Origin of the sequence: Pseudomonas sp. NY11955, from assembly GCF_048068035.1 — a bacterium.
Lineage (GTDB): Bacteria > Pseudomonadota > Gammaproteobacteria > Pseudomonadales > Pseudomonadaceae > Aquipseudomonas.
The window spans coordinates 98840-115961 of the sequence record NZ_JBLUPS010000010.1 but is presented as its reverse complement, the minus strand read 5'-3'; the positions used below and the strand labels follow the sequence as shown (position 1 = coordinate 115961).

Here is a 17122-nt window from a genome sequence, read left to right as displayed (position 1 = left end):
GGGTTTCGCTGTGGGAGCGGGCAGTGCGATATATGGCACCGGCTTCGCCGGTGTTCGCGGGCTTGCCCGCTCCCACAGGTATTGCGCCAGCCTTTGGGTTTTGCGCAAGGCTGTTGGGTTAGCGGTGCAGAACGTACTGGCCGCTGAAGTTAACGGCAGGCTCGTCACTGTCGGCATTGCTCACCGTGGTCTCCAGTGTCAACCGCGCCCGCCCACGCCGCTGGTACATGTTCAGGAACCGCTCCCACGCCTTCTCATCCGGCGCCGCACAGCGCGCCACCGCCGTGCCGGTAACTGGCAGCGGGTAACTGATTTGCCCTTCCTGGATGACGATGTGCCCGTCATCGATCCCCAGTTCCCGCAGGCGCAGGTGCAGCCAGCCCCAACCCACCAGCACCGCCGCGCAGTACAGGCTGCCGCCGAACATGGTGCTCTTGTGGTTGACGTTGGCCGCCAGCGGCAATTGCAGGCGCAAGGTGTGCTGCTGCCAATCGATCACTTCCAGGCCCATTTCACGGGTCAGGGGGATGTCGCTGTGCAATACGGACTGCAGGTACTGGCTATTGGTGCTCATCAACGGTTGTCCTCTTGATCGTCATGCCCGCCGCTGCCACCGTCGAAGCTCAAGGCATGTTTGCGCAGCTTGTCGTGTAGGGTCTTGCGGGGAATACCCAGCGCTTCGGCCAGGCTGCGCATGGAGCTGTGCGGCTGGGCCAGTTCGGCAGCGATCAGCGAGCGTTCGAACCGCTCCACCTGCTCGCTGAGATTGCCACCCAGCACTGGCGCCGCGGGTGCTGCCGCCGGTGGTGCCTGGCCATCCAGGGCCAGCTCCAGGCCAAGGGCGAAACGCTCGGCAGCGTTCTGCAGTTCACGCACGTTACCTGGCCAGTCGTGGCGCAGCAGCAGGGCGCGTTGTGCGGGTTGCAGCGCATGCGGCGACAGACCATGACGCTGGCTGGCGGCATCGGCGAAATGCTGGAACAGCACCAGAATGTCGTCGCCGCGTTCGCGCAGCGGTGGAATACGCAGCGGTGCCACATTCAGGCGGTAGTACAAGTCGGCGCGGAAGCGCCCCTGGTCGGCGGACTGGCGCAGGTCTTCCTTGGTGGCGGCGATGATGCGGATATCCAGCGGGATAAGCTGGTTGCCGCCCAGGCGTTCGACCACGCGCTCCTGCAACATACGCAGCAGTTTCACCTGCACATCCAGGCTCATGCTCTCGATTTCGTCGAGGAACAGCGTGCCGCCGTTGGCAAATTCGAACTTGCCGATACGGCGCTTCTGCGCGCCGGTGAATGCGCCTGGTTCATGGCCGAACAGCTCGCTTTCGACCACCGACTCGGCCAGTGCGCCCGCATTGATCGCCACGAACGGGCCATCGCGGCGGCTGGACAGATCGTGCAGGGCGCGGGCCACCACCTCTTTGCCTGCGCCAGTCTCGCCCAGGATCAGCACATCGGCGCGGGTGCCGGCCAACGCACCGATCTGCTCGCGCAAGCGCTGCATGGCCGGTGATTGGCCCACCAGGCGGGTGGCCAGTTGCTGGCGGTCGCTCAGCGCCAAGCGCAGGCTGCGGTTGTCCAGCACCAGGCGGCGCAGGGCCAGGGCACGGCGCACGCTGTCGAGCAGGGCGTCCGTGGCGAAGGGTTTTTCCAGGAAGTCGTAAGCCCCGGCGCGCATCGCCTGTACCGCCAGCGGCACATCGCCGTGGCCGGTAATCAGCAGTACCGGCAGCTCGCTGTCGCGGCCGTGCAGCTGTTCCAGCAATTGCAGGCCATCGATGCCGGGCATGCGGATGTCGCTGACCACCACGCCGGGCCAGTCGGCCTCGATGCGCTCGGCCAGGCCTTGGGCGTCGGCCAGGGCGACCACCTTGAGCCCGGCCAGGTCCAGGGTCTGGCTCAGGGCCTGACGCAGGTGGGGGTCATCGTCGACCAGGATGACCTGGGCTCGGCTGTCGATCAGTGTCTCGGTGGTCATGCCGAGGGGTCCTCCGAATTGGGCAAAGTAGCGCCAGGCGCGGCCATGCGCAGCTGCAGGGTCAGCAGTGCGCCACCTTCCGGGTGGTTGGCCAGCAGCAGTTCACCGCCCAGGGCGCGCATCAGGCTTTCGCAGATGGCCAGGCCCAGGCCCAGGCCCTGGGTGCGGGTCTTGGTGGTGAAGAACGGCTCCTTGGCGTGCTCCAGGGCCTGGCGGCTGAAACCGGGGCCGTTGTCGCGGATGTACAGATAGACGCAGTCTTCCCGCTGCTCGGCACTTAGCCACAGGCGGCGCGGGTTGGCTTTTTCGGTCAGGGCGTCGAGGGCATTGGCCAGCAGGTTGCCCAGCACCTGGCGCAGGCGGGTTTCGCCGGCCTGTACCCACAAGGTGGCTTCCGGTAGATCGCGAATCAGCTCTACGGCCATCGCCCGACGGCGCTTGGCCAGCAACGCCAAGGCATCGTCCAGGGCCGGCTGCAGCGCCACGCTCTCGGGGGCATGGCGGTCACGGCGGGCAAAGGCGCGCAAGTGGGCGATGATCGAGGCCATGCGCCCAGTCAGTTCGCCGATCAACTTGAGGTTGCCGCGGGCGTCTTCGGTACGTTGGTGGTCGAGCAGGATCTCGGCGTTTTCCGCGTAGCTGCGGATGGCTGCCAGCGGCTGGTTCAACTCATGGCTGATGCTCGCCGACATGGTGCCGAGCACCGACAGCTTGCCGGCCTGCACCAGTTCGTCCTGGGCGCGCACCGCCTCCTGCTGAGCGTTTTCGCGCTCCAGCACAGCGCTTTTCAGGCGGGTGTTCAGGCCTTCGAGGTCGGCGGTGCGCTCGGCCACGCGCTTTTCCAGCTCCTGGCGGCCACGGGCCTCGAAGTCGATGCGGTCGATGTAATGGCGCCGTCGCTGCATCACCAGCCCGGCCAACAGCATCACCACCAGCAGGGTGCCTGCGCCGATGGCCATCACCGTCTGCACCGAGCGGTCGACCAGTATGCGTGGGGCGAGAATACTGACCTGCCAACCGGTTTCCTTGATATCGCGGGTTTGGCTGATCCAGGCATCCGGGCTGAGCACCAGCGGTTGCGGGGCTTGGGTCGGGTAGGGCTGGATGGCGATGATGGCCTGGCGTTCGGCTTCGCTCAGCACCCGCGTGGCACGGAAGCGCCAGTCGGGCCGGGAGGTAAGGATGACCACGCCATTGTGATCGGTCAGCAACAGCTGCTCGGGGGTACGCCCCCACAGGGTTTCGGTGTGGTCGAGGTCGACCTTTACCACCAGCACGCCCACGGTCCGCTCGCGGTCCCGCACCGCTGCGGCAAAGAAGTAGCCACGCTTGGCCGACGTGGTGCCCTGGCCGAAGAAACGGCCCAGATGGCCGGCCATGGCCTCGTTGAAGTAGGGACGGAAGGCAAAATTGCGGCCGACGAAGCTGTCGTGCTTGTCCCAGTTGGAGGCGGCCAGGGTGTTGCCGCTGACGTCCATCAGGTACATCACCTCGGCACCGGTCTGCTGGACAATGTCCTTGAGCAGGCGGTTGGCATTGGTCACCGCTTCCAGGCGGAACGGGTCGGCCAGTACGCCACGCAGCGCCGGCAGGTCGCCGAGGATCTGTGGCAGGGTCTCGTAGCGGTGCAGGGTGCCGAGCAGGTTGGCGACGTACAGGTCGAGGGTCTGGCGGTTCTGCGAGGCCAGCTCTTGCTGGTAGTAGCGTTCGGCCAGATGATGCAGTGGCCACAGCAACGGGGCCAGGCACAGGGCCAGCAAGGCCAGGCTGCGCCAGCGGGGACGGCGTGGGGGCGTGGGTTTTGCGATCATCACGTAAATGCGCCAGAAAAGTCTGGCGCAATTATGCGCTAGTTATGGCAGCAGTTCCGCCTCTGCCAGTGGCAGGCCGACCTTGTCTTTGTCCGACAGCACCGGTGGCCCCTGCAGGCCCCAGTCGATGCCCAGTTGCGGGTCGTCCCAGCGGATGCAGCGGTCGGCGCCCGGGTTGTAGTAGTCGGTGGTCTTGTAGAGGAACTCGACTGATTCGCTCATCACTGCAAAGCCGTGGGCGAAGCCAGGTGGAATCCACAGTTGACGGTGGTTGTCGGCCGACAGGTGCACGGCGACCCATTGGCCAAAGGTTGGCGAGCTTTTGCGTACATCCACGGCGACGTCGCGGATCTCACCCTGTACCACACGCACCAGTTTGCCCTGGGTGTTTTCCACCTGGTAGTGCAACCCACGCAGCACGCCCTTGATGGAGCGCGAATGGTTGTCCTGGACGAACGCCGCGTTAACACCGGTTTGCCGTGCGAACTCACGGGCGTTGAATGCCTCGAAGAAAAAACCACGGCTGTCACCGAACACTTTGGGTTCGATGATCAGTACTTCAGGGATTGCGGTAGGGATGATGTTCATAGCGGCTCGCTGGCCCGTTGTTCACGTATTGACCCTAGTTGGCCTTGTCGGAAATTTCCGCGCGCAGCTGTAACAGGATGCATAAGGTATGGCTATGGTAGACGGCAGGCGGTTTCTTTCACCAGACCAAGCCAAAAATGTGTCGATTGTTATCGATTAAAATGCGCCGAATGGTAGGCTGGCACCGATCTATTGGCTTTAAATATCGATATATATCGGTTATAAATTGACAGTCGCCCCAGCGCATCCAGGCTCAGGGCCATCACAGAGGTTACCCATGAAAACCCTCAACTCCACGCCCCGTGCCGATGGTTTCCACATGCCCGCCGAGTGGGCACCGCAAACTCAGGTGTGGATGGTCTGGCCGGAGCGCCCGGACAACTGGCGCCTGGGCGGCAAGCCGGCGCAGGCTGCCCATGTGACCCTGGCCAAGGCCATTGCTCGCTTCGAACCTGTGACCGTCGCGGCTTCCGCCGGCCAGTACGAAAACGCCCGTCGCCAGCTCGACCAGCCGAACATTCGTGTGGTTGAAATCAGCAACGACGACGCCTGGGTGCGTGACACCGGCCCAACCTTCGTCATCAACGACCATGGCGAAGTGCGCGGTGTGGACTGGGGCTTCAATGCTTGGGGCGGCTTCGATGGTGGCCTGTACGCGCCGTGGAACCGCGACGAGGAGCTGGCCGCCAAGGTGCTGGAGATGGAGCGCTGCCAGCGCTACCAGACCGAAGGCTTCGTGCTTGAAGGGGGTTCGATCCATGTGGACGGTGAGGGCACCGTGATCACCACCGAAGAATGCCTGCTCAATCGCAACCGCAACCCGCATCTGAACCGCGAGCAGATCGAAGCGGTGCTGCGCGATCAGCTGGCGGTGGATACCGTGGTGTGGCTGCCGGATGGCTTGTACAACGACGAAACCGACGGCCATGTCGACAACTTCTGCTGTTACGTGCGCCCGGGCGAAGTGTTACTGGCCTGGACCGATGATTCCAACGACCCCAACTATGCGCGCTGCCACGCAGCCATGGAGGTGTTGAAGAACACCCGCGACGCCAAGGGCCGTGAGTTCATCGTGCACAAGATGCCGATTCCGGGCCCGCTGTTCGCCACTGCCGAAGAATGTGCCGGTGTCGACCAGGTGGCTGGCAGCCAGGAGCGTGACCCATCGGTGCGCCTGGCCGGTTCGTACGTGAACTTCCTGATCGTCAACGGCGGCATCATTGCGCCAAGCTTCGACGACCCGGCAGATGCCGAAGCCAGAGCGATCCTGGCCAAGATTTTCCCCGACCATGAGGTGGTGATGATCCCGGGCCGCGAGTTGCTCTTGGGTGGCGGCAACATCCACTGCCTGACCCAGCAGCAACCGGCCCCGGTCAAGCGCTGAGCGCGGCGTGAATGAAGAGGCCCGTCATGTGACGGGCCTTTTTTTCGGGCGACGTTCGGAGGCCCGCGCTGGCATAGGTTTTGTATTGTTTTTCAAACAGATAGCTCGGCCATGCCGCGCTCTCGGATCTGTAACAATACTTACGTAAGTTAGCCGCTCACGGGCCAGGGAGTACGTGTGGACATGAACGCAGCAAGTGAGTCGGCTTTGCGCCCATCGGCAGTGAATCACCAATCGCTCAGGGTTGTGGCGAAGTGGTTGAGACACCATGGAAGCATCAGGGTCAGGACGACCGACCCACGACGTCTGCTTGCCGGGCGATACCCCCAAGGGCTGATCAGCGAAGCAGAGATGCAGGCGCTGATGGCGGTGTGGCACTGATCGAATCGCTGGCCCCTTCGCAGCACAAGGCTGCTCCTACAGGTGGCGCACGATCCCTGTAGGAGCAGCCTTGCGCTGCGAAGAGGCCCGCACAGCCAACAAAGATCAGAAGCTGTAGCTACCCGTCACCACCAGGCTACGCGGGTCCCCCACCTGGATCTGCGCCGCACTGGTCGCCGAGCTGTAATAGGTCTTGTCGGCAATGTTGCTCAACGCCGCCCTTACATCCCAGTCATGGGTGCGATACCCCGCCAGCGCATCCCAACGGCCATACCCCGGCAATACCGTGGTGTTCTGGTTGTCCGCGTAACGTTCCCCCACCAGCGTCAGGCCGGTTTCGGCGTACCAGCCCAGCTCAGGTTTCCAGGTCACGAACAGGCTGGCGTTGCGCTTGGCCACGTCATTGATGCGGTTGCCTTCCTGGCCATTGTTGTCCTTGACGATGATGGCGTCCTGCAGGCCGATGCCGCCGCGTACATACCAGTTGCCAACGATATTGCCGGTGGCCGTCAGCTCGATGCCGCGCGAGCGCTGCAAGCCGCTGAGCAAGATGTTTTCCGGGATCAGCGGGTCGCGGGTGCGGCGGTTGTACAGCTCCAGCTCGTAGATGGCCAAGGTGGTGGTCAGGCGCTGGTCCAGCCAGTCGCTCTTCACGCCAATTTCCTTCTGGCGGGTTTCTTCCGGTTTGGCGTCGTTGGCGTTGCCCGGTGCACCTGGGGTGATGCCGATCAGGCCGCCGCCCACCGGCGAGAAGGTCTTGCTCCACGAGGCGTAGAACGAATGGTCGCGCCATGGCGTGTAGACCACGCCCAGGCGCGGGCTGGTGCTGTTGCTGTCCTGCGGTTCGCGCAGGCCATCCTTGTTGGTGGTTTCCACTTCGAACTGGTCGAAGCGCACGCCAGCCAGAATTTGCCACTGATCATTCAGGCGGATTTGGTCCTGCAGATAAAGGCCGCGGCTATCGACTACGGTGTGGTTGTCACTGGACACGGTCATCGGGCCGGTGTGCTGCTGGCTGCGGTCGGGGTTGTTCAGGTCCAGGCTCGGAACCGACTGGCCGCCCTTGGCAACAGGCAAGGTGGTGTACAGCAGAGGGTCGCGGCGTTGGTTGCCGAATTCCAGGCCTACAAGCAGCTTGTGCTCCAGGCCCATCGTGTCGAAGTCGCCCTCGGCCTCCAGGTTGTTGAACAGGTTGCGGGTGTTCAGGTCCTGCTGCCAACGCTGGCGGGTCACGGTGTTGGAACCGGCGTTGTAGCCGACCACGTAGGTGTTGTCGAACTCACTGTCGAGCTTGAACAGGCCCAGGGTATGGCGCAGCTGCCAGGTTTCGTTCAGCTGATAGTTAAGGCGCGAGCGCAGGGACTGGGCGCGGTCATCGATGTAGTCGCGCGGGTCGCCGTAGGTGGTGCCACGGCTGACGTCGGCCGGGCGACCGTTGACCCCGGGGATGCCCCGGTCCGGCGTACGGTTGTAGCGGCTGTATTCGTATTGCACCAACCAGTTCAGGTCAGGGGTGATCTGCCAGCTGATCGACGGGGCGAACAGTTGGCGGCTGCCGTCGATGTCATCGCGGAAGCTGTTGTTGTCCTGGTTACCCATGTTCAGGCGCAGGCTGACAGTGTCGCTGGGGGCGGCGCTGAGGTCGGCATACAGGCTGCGCAGGTCTTCGCTGCCGGCCTGCGCCTCGATGGTCGAGCGGCGGCCCTGCTCGGGTGCCTTGCTGACCCGGTTGACGATGCCACCCTGGCTGCCACGGCCATATAGCACCGCCGCAGGCCCCTTCAACACCTCGACCCGCTCGATGTTGTGCAGGTCGCGGATGTACTGGCTGTCGTCGCGTATGCCATCCAGGTAGAAGTCGTTGCTGGCCTCGAAACCACGGATGCGTACGCTGTCGAAGCGGGTGTCGGCGCCGCTGCTGACGTTGGGGATGCCCTCCAGTGCCTTGCCCAGCGTGTTGCTGCCGTAATCCAGCACATTGGCGGTTTTCACCGTGTCGATGGCCTGGGGTACATAACGCACTGGCGTCGAGGTGCGGGTGGCGGTGTTCACCTCCTTGACCCGTGGGTTGTCCTTCTCGCGTTCGCTGTCGGCGGTAATCGACGACTCTGGCAGCGTGGTGGTGGCGGCACTGGCCAGGCTGGCGCTGAACAGCAGCGACAGGCCGAGCGTCAGGGGGGAAAGGCGGCAGGGTACAAGCATGGACACATCCGAACCGGGCAGGTGAAAAAGAAGGCGCGAATGGTAATGCTTGCTATTTACTCTTGCTTGGGTATTTGTAAAGGCTTGTCTTTACATATGTGTCTGTTTGTAACAGCCTACCTCTGCGAAATCGCCCCCATGGGAATTTGTCCGTTCGATCAAAAGGCAATTTCCCACGCAAGATAAAATGCCCGCTGATAGCGCAAACCTGCATGGAAATGCACTAGACACGCTGGTGATTTTGGTTATATCAACCTGCATTTCACGATTTTTTGACATTCGTAATCGCACACGGCTAGGATTCGGCCAACGCCTGCTGGCCATGATTTTGGCCAAGCTGCTGCCAAGGGCCGCCGTGTACTTACCGGTTGGCCCGCCTGGCTGGATCCGCATAGCGTCGAACCTACGAAGGGGCGTTGGTTCCTGGCGTCATATTGCAGAGCGTTTTTGATTAAGAAATAAGGAAAACAACATGTTGAAAACCAGGATCAGCCTGGTCGCCCTGGCGATGATCGCCGCGACCCAGGCACAGGCCAATGAGCAGGCCGACAGCAAGGGCTTCATCGAGGACAGCCACGCCAACGTCCTTCTGCGCAACGCCTACATCAACCGTGACAAGAAGCACGGCACCGACGACCAGATCGAATGGGGCCAGGCGTTCATCGCCAACTTCTCCTCCGGCTTCACCCAGGGCACCGTCGGCGTCGGCGTCGACGCATTCGGCCTGTACGCCGTGCGCCTCGATGGCGGCAAAGGCCACAACGGTGGTGGCGGCGTCGACTTCTTCAAGCCGCACGAAACCACCAACGCCGAAGGCAACGCCAGCTCGCCGCACAACCTGGCCCGTGGTGGCGCTGCCGTGAAATTCCGCATCTCCAACACCGTGCTGAAGTACGGTGACCAGATGCCAGCACTGCCTGTGCTGCAGTACGACGATGCACGTCTGCTGCCAGAAAGCTTCACCGGCACCCTGATCACCTCGAAAGAGATCCAGGGCCTGGAACTGAACGCCGGCCGCTTCACCCAGGAAGCGCGCAAAAGTGCCGAGCGTCGTGACGGTGGTGGCCTGAAGTCGATCAACGTCTTCGGTGGTAGCTACAAGTTCACCGACAACTTCACCGCTTCGCTGTACACCGCCGACAACGAAGACGTGATGAAGAAGCACTACCTGGGCTTGAACTACGTCTTCCCGATCGCCAGCGACCAGTCCCTGACCCTGGACTTCAACGGCTACAAGTCGGACATCGACAAGCAGTACGTGCAGGCTGCCGGCCTGAACGGCGACTCCAACACCATCTGGAGCCTGGCCGCTACCTACGCCTACGGTGCGCACTCGTTCACCATCGCCCACCAGCGCAGCACCGGCAGCACTGGCTACAACTACGGCTTCTACCAGAACGCCGGTGGCGTGGGTGACGGTGGTTCGACCATCTACCTGGCCAACTCGTACTGGTCCGACTTCAACGCCGAAGACGAGCGCTCCTGGCAGCTGGGCTACGGCCTGGACTTCGGTGCCTACGGCATCCCTGGCCTGACCTACAAGCTGGCCTACGTGGTGGGTGACAACATCAACACCCGCAACGTCGCCAACCCGCAGGGCTTCGGCGAAGGTAAAGAGCGCGAGATCTTCAACCAGATCCGTTACGTGGTGCAGGACGGCCCGGCCAAGGACCTGTCGATCAAACTGCGTAGCTCGTTCGTGCGTACCAACAACGCCGTGCAGCAAAACGGTTACAACGACGACGGCAACGAAGTCCGCGTATTCGTCGAGTACCCGATCAGCATCTTCTGATCCTGACCTGATGTACCCAACAGCCCTGGCTTATGCCGGGGCTGTTTCTTTTCGGCGTGCGGCCATTGCCGAAGTCGGTGCCGCATCCGCGGTTTCCGGCGCAAAACTGTCGCTACGCGCCATTCGCCACATCCGCGCATAAAACTCGCTTTCGATCGAGCCGCTGAGCAATTCGCCTGGCTTGAGGAAGGTGTGCAAGTCCGAAAACAACCCGATCTCGCTGGGGCTGATACGCCGCGCCAGGTGCTTGGGCTTGAGCTCCGAAGGGTGCTCCAGGCCTGCGGCAGCCAGCATCTCGGCCAGGGTGTGCAGGGTGTTGCGGTGGAAGCTGGCCACCCGCTCGGCCTTGTCCGGCACCACCAGGGCGCGCTGGCGCAGCGGGTCTTGGGTGGCCACGCCGGTCGGGCACTTGTTGGTGTGGCAGCTTTGCGACTGAATGCAGCCAATGGCGAACATGAAGCCGCGTGCCGAGTTGACCCAGTCAGCGCCGATGGCCAGTACGCTGGCGATATCGAAGGCACTGACGATCTTGCCCGCCGCGCCAATGCGAATGCCGGCGCGCAGGTTCAGGCCGACCAGGGTGTTGTGCACGAACATCAGGCCTTCGCGCATTGGCACGCCCATGTTGTCGCTGAACTCGCGTGGTGCCGCGCCGGTGCCGCCTTCCTTGCCATCGACGACGATGAAGTCCGGGGTGATGCCGGTGGCGAGCATGGCCTTGGCAATGCCCATGAATTCCCACGGATGGCCCAGGCAGAACTTGAAACCCACGGGTTTGCCGCCCGACAGCTCGCGCAGGTTGGCCACGAACTGGAGCAATTCGACCGGCGTGCGGAAGGCGCTGTGCGCCGCCGGCGAGATGCAGTCCTCGCCTACGCGCACGCCACGGGTCTGGGCAATTTCAGGGCTGACCTTGTGCCCCGGCAAGATGCCACCATGGCCTGGTTTGGCGCCCTGGCTGAGTTTGATTTCGATCATCTTCACCTGTGGCGAGCGGGCCTGCTCGGCGAAGCGGTGCGGGTCGAAACGGCCGTCCTCGGTGCGGCAGCCGAAGTAGCCGCTGCCGATTTCCCAGATCAAGTCGCCGCCGTGTTCGCGGTGGTAAGGGCTGATGCTGCCTTCGCCGGTGTCATGGGCAAACCGGCCCATGCGTGCGCCGCGGTTGAGTGCGGCGATGGCGTTGGCACTGAGGGCGCCAAAACTCATGGCCGAAATATTGAAGATCGAGGCCGAGTAGGGCAGGCGGCATTGCGGCCCGCCGATGGCGATGCGGAACGATGCCGGGTCTGGCGTAGCCACCGGCAGCATGGAATGGCTGATGAACTCGAAGCCAGGCTTGTAGGCGTCGTTGAGGGTACCGAACGCCTTCTCTGCGCTTTCGTTCTTGGCGCGGGCGTACACCAGCGAGCGCTGCGAGCGGGAGAACGGCAGCTTGTCGTCGTCACCCTCGATCAGGTACTGGCGAATTTCCGGGCGGATGGTTTCGATCAGGTAGCGGATGTTGCCGAGGATCGGGTAGTTGCGGCGCACCGCATGGTGGCTTTGGCGCAGGTCGTTCAGGCCGACCAGGCTAAGCAATGCGGTGATCAGCGTTACCGGCCACAGCCAGGCATGCTGGGCGAGCAGCGGTAGGCTGGCGAAGGTGAAGACAAGGCAAAGTGCGAGGCAGGCGTAGCGGCTGGGTAGAGAGTGTTTCATGGGTCCATCGCAGGCAGGATGACCGGGCATAGGATAGGCAAAGACGGGGCAGGGAAAACCTGGGTAATCGGTAAAAGACTGTTACTCGATTGTGGGTTGCGCGGTACAACAGGCAGGCAAGCCGACCGTTGTAGGAGCAGTATGCTGACCCGCAAGCCACCGCCTTCACGGTTCGACAGCGTCAGCTCACCGCCATGGCTGGTGGCAATCCGCTGGGCAATGCTCAACCCCAGCCCATAGCCCCCGGATGCCTGGTTACGCGACCCCTCACCGCGCACGAACGGGTCGGCAATGGTTGCCAGCAGGTCCGGTGCAATCCCCGGCCCACGGTCGTCGATATGGATGAATACGCCTGCGGTCACCCGCTCCAGCGTGACCGAAATATCCTTGGCGTAGCGCAACGCATTCACCAACAAGTTCTGCAGGCAGCGCTGCAGCAACAGGGCATCTACCCGCAAGCTGCCCACCTGGCCGTGCACCGGCAGCGGTTCCTCGGCAGTGGCCAGGTCTGCACACTGGCGTGCCACCAGCCGGTCCAGGTCCACTTGCTGCAAATTCTGCTGCTCCCCGGCACGCAGGTAATCGAGCACCTGGCCGATCATGTCGTCCATCTGCGTGATGTTCTGTCGCAAGCGCTGGCGGTGCTCGTCGTCGGGCAGGCGCTCCAGGCGCAGGCGCATACGGGTCAGCGGGGTGCGCAGGTCGTGGGACACGGCGGCCAGGAAGTAGGCCTTGTCGTTGACCATGGCAATCAGCCGCTGCTGCATGGCATTGAACGCCTGCGCTGCCTGGCGTACTTCCTCCGGGCCATCCAGCGCCAAGGGCGGCTGTTCGAGGTTAGCGCCCAGGCCGCGCGCGGCATCGGCCAGGCGGCGCAGCGGGCGCAGGCACAGGCGCACGGCAATCAGGCATACCAGTAACACTGCGACGATCCTGAGTGCATACACCCGCAGCAGGTAGTCGCTGATCAGCACCCAGGCTGACTCGCCACTCCAACCCTGCAGTTCCTGGCCATCGATGGTCAGCCAGTGACCATCGGCCAATGGCACCGCGAACTGGATATGCGCCTGGGCCGTGCGCAGGCCGAACAGGCTGCGCCAGACGATCGGCTGGCCGAGTTCATCGGTCAGTTGCACCTTCATCAGGCGCACGTCCTGAGCATGCCCCAACTCATACGTGAGGGCCTGTTGCAGCAACAGCTCGACGCGCCTGCGCCCACGGCGCTCGTCATGCTCCGGCGTGGGCAGGCTTTCGGCACAGCGTAACTGGTAATGGGCTGGCGCCGGCAGGGTGCTGCCGTGGCAGTCGGCCTGGGCAATCAGCGCAGCACTGCGCGCAGCGATCAGCCGCACGGGGGCCTCGAGCACCTGGGCGAAACGCACATCGAACCAGATGCTGCTCGACATCAACTGGATCACCAGCGTGCCGCTGACCATGATCAGCAGCAATTGACCAAACAAGGTGCGCGGCCACAGCCGGCGAAGCCAGCGCATGTCAGGCATCGGCCTCGTGGTTGGCGATGCTCAGCAGGTAGCCTTCGTTGCGGATGGTAAGGATCTGCGCGGCCCCCGCCGGCGCGCGGCGCAGGTGCTGGCGCAGGCGGCTGACGCACATGTCCACCGAACGGTCGTCGGGCAGGTGGTCGCGGCCGAATGCACTGCGCGTCAGCTGGTCGCGGGAGACTACGCGGTTGTTGGCTTCCAGCAGTTCGCGCAGCACGCGGTAGTCGGAGCGCGGCAGGGTCAGCGTCTCGCCATCGGGGCGGGTGAGCAGGCGCTTTACGTGTTCCAGGCGAAAGCCCGCGAACAGCTGGGCATCCACCACGGCGGGCTCTTCGGCAGGTGCGTCCAGGCGTTGTGGGCGACGCAGCACAGCCTTGATTCGGGCGATCAGCTCGCGTGGCTCGAAGGGCTTGGCCAGGTAGTCGTCGGCACCCACTTCCAGGCCAATGATGCGGTCCAGCGTGCTGCCCTTGGCCGACAGCATGATCACGGCCAACCCTGGTGTGGCCTGCAACTGACGGCATAGGCTCAGGCCGTCCTCGCCAGGCAGCATCAGGTCGAGCACCACCAGCTCCACTTTTTGCCGGGCCAGCTGTTCGCGCATCTGTTCGCCGTCGGCTGCGGCTAGCACGTTATAGCCGGCATCTGTCAGGTAATCACAAAGAAGTTCGCGGATCTCGTCGTCATCGTCGACAACCAGCAGGGTCGTGCTCATGCGGAAAAACACCTGTTCGGTGAGGGCCGTTGGCGCTCGTTACGTTCAATTACATGCCCGTACATGTCGGGTCTGGAGCCTGGAGGGCCGATCCCTAGAATCCTAACAAAAAATCATCTGCAAATACGAAGCCTTCCCAAATGAATCCTATGAGCACCTCGAAAGTCTTCACCCCCATCAGCCAAAGTGGCAGTCGTCTCAAGCCGCTGGCCTTCTTCGTTGCCGTTGCCATCAGCGGTGGCGCCATGGCTGCCGACGGTAAACCCCTGGAGCTGGATGCCACGCAGATCGAAGACAGCGCGTTGCTGCCAGCCGACGATGCCGGCCAGTTGGGCTACACGGTCGAGCGCACTCGCAGTTCCACCGGCCTCGATCTGACGCCGCGGCAGACGCCACAATCGGTCACCACCATCACCCGTCAGCAGATGGATGACCGCGACATCCACACCATCGAGCAGGCGCTGCAAACCACGCCAGGCGTAACGGCCAACAAGTCCGAGGTGGGTGGGCGTACCGACTACCGTGCCCGTGGTTACTCGATCAGCAACTGGAAGGTCGATGGCTTGCAGACTCAGGGCGGTTCCGATTTCAGCGGCAGCGGCAACGCGCTGAACATGGACCTGTACGAGCGTATCGATATCGTGCGCGGCGCCAATGGCCTGTTGGGCGGCACCGGCGACCCGTCGGCCACCGTCAACCTGATCCGCAAGGCACCGACCAAGACCTTTGGCGGCAGCGCCTATGCCTCTTACGGCAGCTGGGACAAGCGTCGCCTGGGGGCTGACCTGAACCTGCCCTTGTTCGAGGATGGCCGCCTGCGCTCGCGCTTCGTGATGACCCAGCAGGACGCCAACTCGTTCCGCGATAACCAGTCCGAGCGCTCCCGCGCCGCGTTGGCCAATTTCGAGTTCGACCTGGATGACGCGACTACCCTGGGTGCCGGCTACCAGTACGAATACAACAAAGTTGTCGGCGGCGGTTGGGGGGCGAACATTCCGCTCTGGTACCGCGACGGCAGCAAGACCGACCTGCCGCGCAGCACCAACGTGGTGCCTAGCTGGAGCTTTGGCGAGTACACCACCCGCACTGCGTTCGGTTCGCTCGAACACCGCTTCGACAACGACTGGATCCTGGACCTGAAAGGCGCCCAGGCCACCACCGAAGCCCTGAACCACCGCGGCCTGGCCAAGGTGAACTCGGCCGGGCGCGGCACCTATGGTGGCTACTGGGACCAGGATGGCAGCGGTGCTGTGCTCAATGGCCTGCACAGCTCCAGCGACACCACCCAGCAGTCGGCGCAGATCGACCTGTCCGGCCCGTTCCAGCTGTTCGGGCGCACGCACCAGGCCATGGTCGGCTACAACGACAGCCGCACCGTGGGCTGGTCGCCGGAATACACCTGCACCATGGTTGGCGACGGTATGGCCAGCGCGCCTGCACTGGGCTGCCAGTTCCGCGCCAACAACGGCTTCGCGCTGACCGACTGGCGCAATGGCGTGGACGACGACTACGACATCATCGCCTCGCGCACTGGCCGCCACAGCAAGACCACTACCCGCCTGCAGGGCATGTACGCCGCCACCCGCCTGAGCATCACCGACCCGCTGTCGGTGATCGTGGGCGTGCGCACCAGCAACTACTCGTCCGTCACCCGCAGTGTGGCCGGGGCGCGCAGCAGCCAGGAAGAGAACGGCATCGTCACCCCGTACCTGGGCGCGGTGTACGACCTCAACGACCACTACTCGGTGTATGCCAGCTACACCGATATCTTCACGCCGCAAACATCTGAAACCAGCAGCGGCAGCAAAGTGGAGCCGATTCGTGGGCAAAGCTACGAGACCGGTATCAAGGGCGAGTGGTTCGATGGCCGCCTGAACGCCTCGGCGGCGTACTTCCGCACCAAGCAGGAAAACAAGGCGGTGCTGGATGGCGACCTGACGACCCCAACCGGTGGCAATGCCTACAAGGCCGGTTCCGGGCAGGAAACCGACGGTATCGACTTGGAACTCGCGGGCGCTCTTACCCCTAACTGGAACGTCTACGCTGGGTACACCTACCTGCACTTTCGCCGCGTGGACAGCGACGGCCGCAGCGATCCGTCGCACCTGTTCAAAGCCTCCACCACCTACCGCCTGAGCGGCCCGTTCGACCGCCTGACCCTGGGTGCCGGCGTAACCGCGCAAACCAACATCCGCGCCATCTCCAGCCCGGCTGGCCAGCCCACCAATGGCGTGAGCAATGGGGCTACGGATGTGAACTGGTCCGGCTATGCCATCTGGAATGCCATGGCCAAGTATCAGCTGACCGATGACACCAGCGTCAGCCTCAACGCCAACAACCTGTTCGACAAGCATTACTACACCCAGTACGGGTTCTATGCCGGGGCGATCTATGGCGACCCGCGTAACCTGTCGCTGACGGTTAGCACGGCGTTCTGACCAACACTGCGTGGGGCTGCCTTGCGGCCCATCGCCGGCAAACCAAGCTCCCACAGGGGGGAGCATCTAAAAGTTGGCGCGATCACTGGATTGGTGTCCAACTTCTTGGGGGCAGTCACTCACTGTGGGAGCGGCTTTAGCCGCGAACACCGGCGCAGCCGGTGCCATCCCCCGTCATCTGGGCTCAGCGTTTCGTCCTTGGTCAATCGGCTTTTCCAGGCGGCCCTCGAAACGCTCCCAATCCTCACCAAACAGCTCTGCCGGGTGCATGGTCCGATCTGCGCCGTTGCCGCAGGCTAGCGCCTTGGCAGGGCAGTACAAGTCGCACCCCCAGCAGATGCGCTCGGGATGGCTAGGGTTTGTGGGGAATTTCTTGGCCATGCTGCCCGTCCCTCAAGTGGTGACTGATCTCAGGCTAAGCTGCGTGGCCGTTTCAGGTTTGATTGAGATCAACCTTGGGAACGAATCCCGAGCGGTGCTCGCATTCTGAATCAACATCGAGCACCACTCTTATTATGGCTATTCGTGGAATCGAATCGGCGTGCAACGGCTTTGTCCTTCGTCGGTTTGTGCTCATAAGCCACTTGTCTGCTGCCCAGAATTGCGCCACTGTAAAGACCATTGTCATTAC

Annotated in this window: 12 protein-coding genes and 1 pseudogene; 4 read left to right on the top strand and 9 right to left on the bottom strand. The window is 63.1% G+C overall.

The genetic code is table 11. The features are described from left to right. Window positions 1–118: 118 nt before the first annotated feature. Genes ACNFBR_RS19295 through rfbC form a run of 4 tightly spaced genes read right to left on the bottom strand, consistent with a single transcriptional unit; the run spans window position 119 to window position 4379 of the window. Window positions 119–574, bottom strand: coding sequence for a YiiD C-terminal domain-containing protein (locus tag ACNFBR_RS19295; RefSeq protein WP_416736338.1), 456 nt, complete (start codon window positions 572–574; stop codon window positions 119–121). Further along, window positions 574–1980, bottom strand: a complete 1407-nt coding sequence (locus ACNFBR_RS19290) for a sigma-54-dependent transcriptional regulator (protein ID WP_416736337.1) — start codon at window positions 1978–1980, stop codon at window positions 574–576. The genes ACNFBR_RS19295 and ACNFBR_RS19290 overlap by 1 nt, the downstream gene beginning before the upstream one ends. Next, on the bottom strand, window positions 1977–3791 hold the full coding sequence (locus ACNFBR_RS19285) for a sensor histidine kinase (protein ID WP_416736336.1): 1815 nt from the start codon (window positions 3789–3791) through the stop codon (window positions 1977–1979). Before ACNFBR_RS19285 ends, ACNFBR_RS19290 begins: the two co-directional genes overlap by 4 nt. 42 nt (window positions 3792–3833) lie before the next feature. Continuing rightward, the gene (gene rfbC / locus ACNFBR_RS19280; RefSeq protein WP_416736335.1) at window positions 3834–4379 is read right to left on the bottom strand and encodes a dTDP-4-dehydrorhamnose 3,5-epimerase; all 546 of its coding nucleotides are present in this window, start codon (window positions 4377–4379) and stop codon (window positions 3834–3836) included. 277 nt (window positions 4380–4656) lie between these two features. On the opposite strand from rfbC, the gene aguA reads away from it, so the two are divergent. Next, a complete protein-coding gene (gene aguA / locus ACNFBR_RS19275) occupies window positions 4657–5763 on the top strand; it encodes an agmatine deiminase (protein ID WP_416736334.1) in 1107 nt (368 codons plus the stop codon). Window positions 5764–5946: 183 nt separating this feature from the next. Continuing rightward, on the top strand, window positions 5947–6144 hold the full coding sequence (locus ACNFBR_RS19270; protein WP_416736333.1) for a hypothetical protein: 198 nt from the start codon (window positions 5947–5949) through the stop codon (window positions 6142–6144). A gap of 105 nt (window positions 6145–6249) precedes the next feature. On the opposite strand, the gene ACNFBR_RS19265 is transcribed toward ACNFBR_RS19270, so the two are convergent. Further along, window positions 6250–8346 (bottom strand): TonB-dependent receptor, encoded by a 2097-nt coding sequence (locus ACNFBR_RS19265; RefSeq protein ID WP_416736332.1) that lies wholly within the window; start codon window positions 8344–8346, stop codon window positions 6250–6252. Window positions 8347–8818: 472 nt separating this feature from the next. On the opposite strand from ACNFBR_RS19265, the gene ACNFBR_RS19260 reads away from it, so the two are divergent. Further along, on the top strand, window positions 8819–10138 hold the full coding sequence (locus ACNFBR_RS19260; protein ID WP_416736331.1) for an OprD family porin: 1320 nt from the start codon (window positions 8819–8821) through the stop codon (window positions 10136–10138). A gap of 30 nt (window positions 10139–10168) precedes the next feature. On the opposite strand, the gene ACNFBR_RS19255 is transcribed toward ACNFBR_RS19260, so the two are convergent. The 3 genes and pseudogenes from ACNFBR_RS19255 to ACNFBR_RS19245 all read right to left on the bottom strand — a co-directional run bounded on the left by ACNFBR_RS19255 (window position 10169) and on the right by ACNFBR_RS19245 (window position 14053). Continuing rightward, window positions 10169–11836, bottom strand: a complete 1668-nt coding sequence (locus ACNFBR_RS19255; protein WP_416736330.1) for an FMN-binding glutamate synthase family protein — start codon at window positions 11834–11836, stop codon at window positions 10169–10171. Window positions 11837–11970: 134 nt separating this feature from the next. Continuing rightward, window positions 11971–13329, bottom strand: a pseudogene (locus ACNFBR_RS19250) (ATP-binding protein); the annotation flags it as partial. A 1-nt stretch (window position 13330) separates the two neighbouring features. Further along, window positions 13331–14053, bottom strand: a complete 723-nt coding sequence (locus tag ACNFBR_RS19245) for a response regulator (protein WP_416736329.1) — start codon at window positions 14051–14053, stop codon at window positions 13331–13333. 140 nt (window positions 14054–14193) lie between these two features. On the opposite strand from ACNFBR_RS19245, the gene ACNFBR_RS19240 reads away from it, so the two are divergent. Beyond that, entirely contained in the window at window positions 14194–16491 is a 2298-nt protein-coding gene (locus tag ACNFBR_RS19240) for a TonB-dependent siderophore receptor (protein ID WP_416736328.1), read from the top strand. Between the two features lie 174 nt (window positions 16492–16665). Here the strand turns inward: ACNFBR_RS19240 and ACNFBR_RS19235 are convergent, their stop codons facing one another. Then, a complete protein-coding gene (locus ACNFBR_RS19235; RefSeq protein WP_416736327.1) occupies window positions 16666–16872 on the bottom strand; it encodes a DUF3079 domain-containing protein in 207 nt (68 codons plus the stop codon). Window positions 16873–17122: the final 250 nt, after the last annotated feature.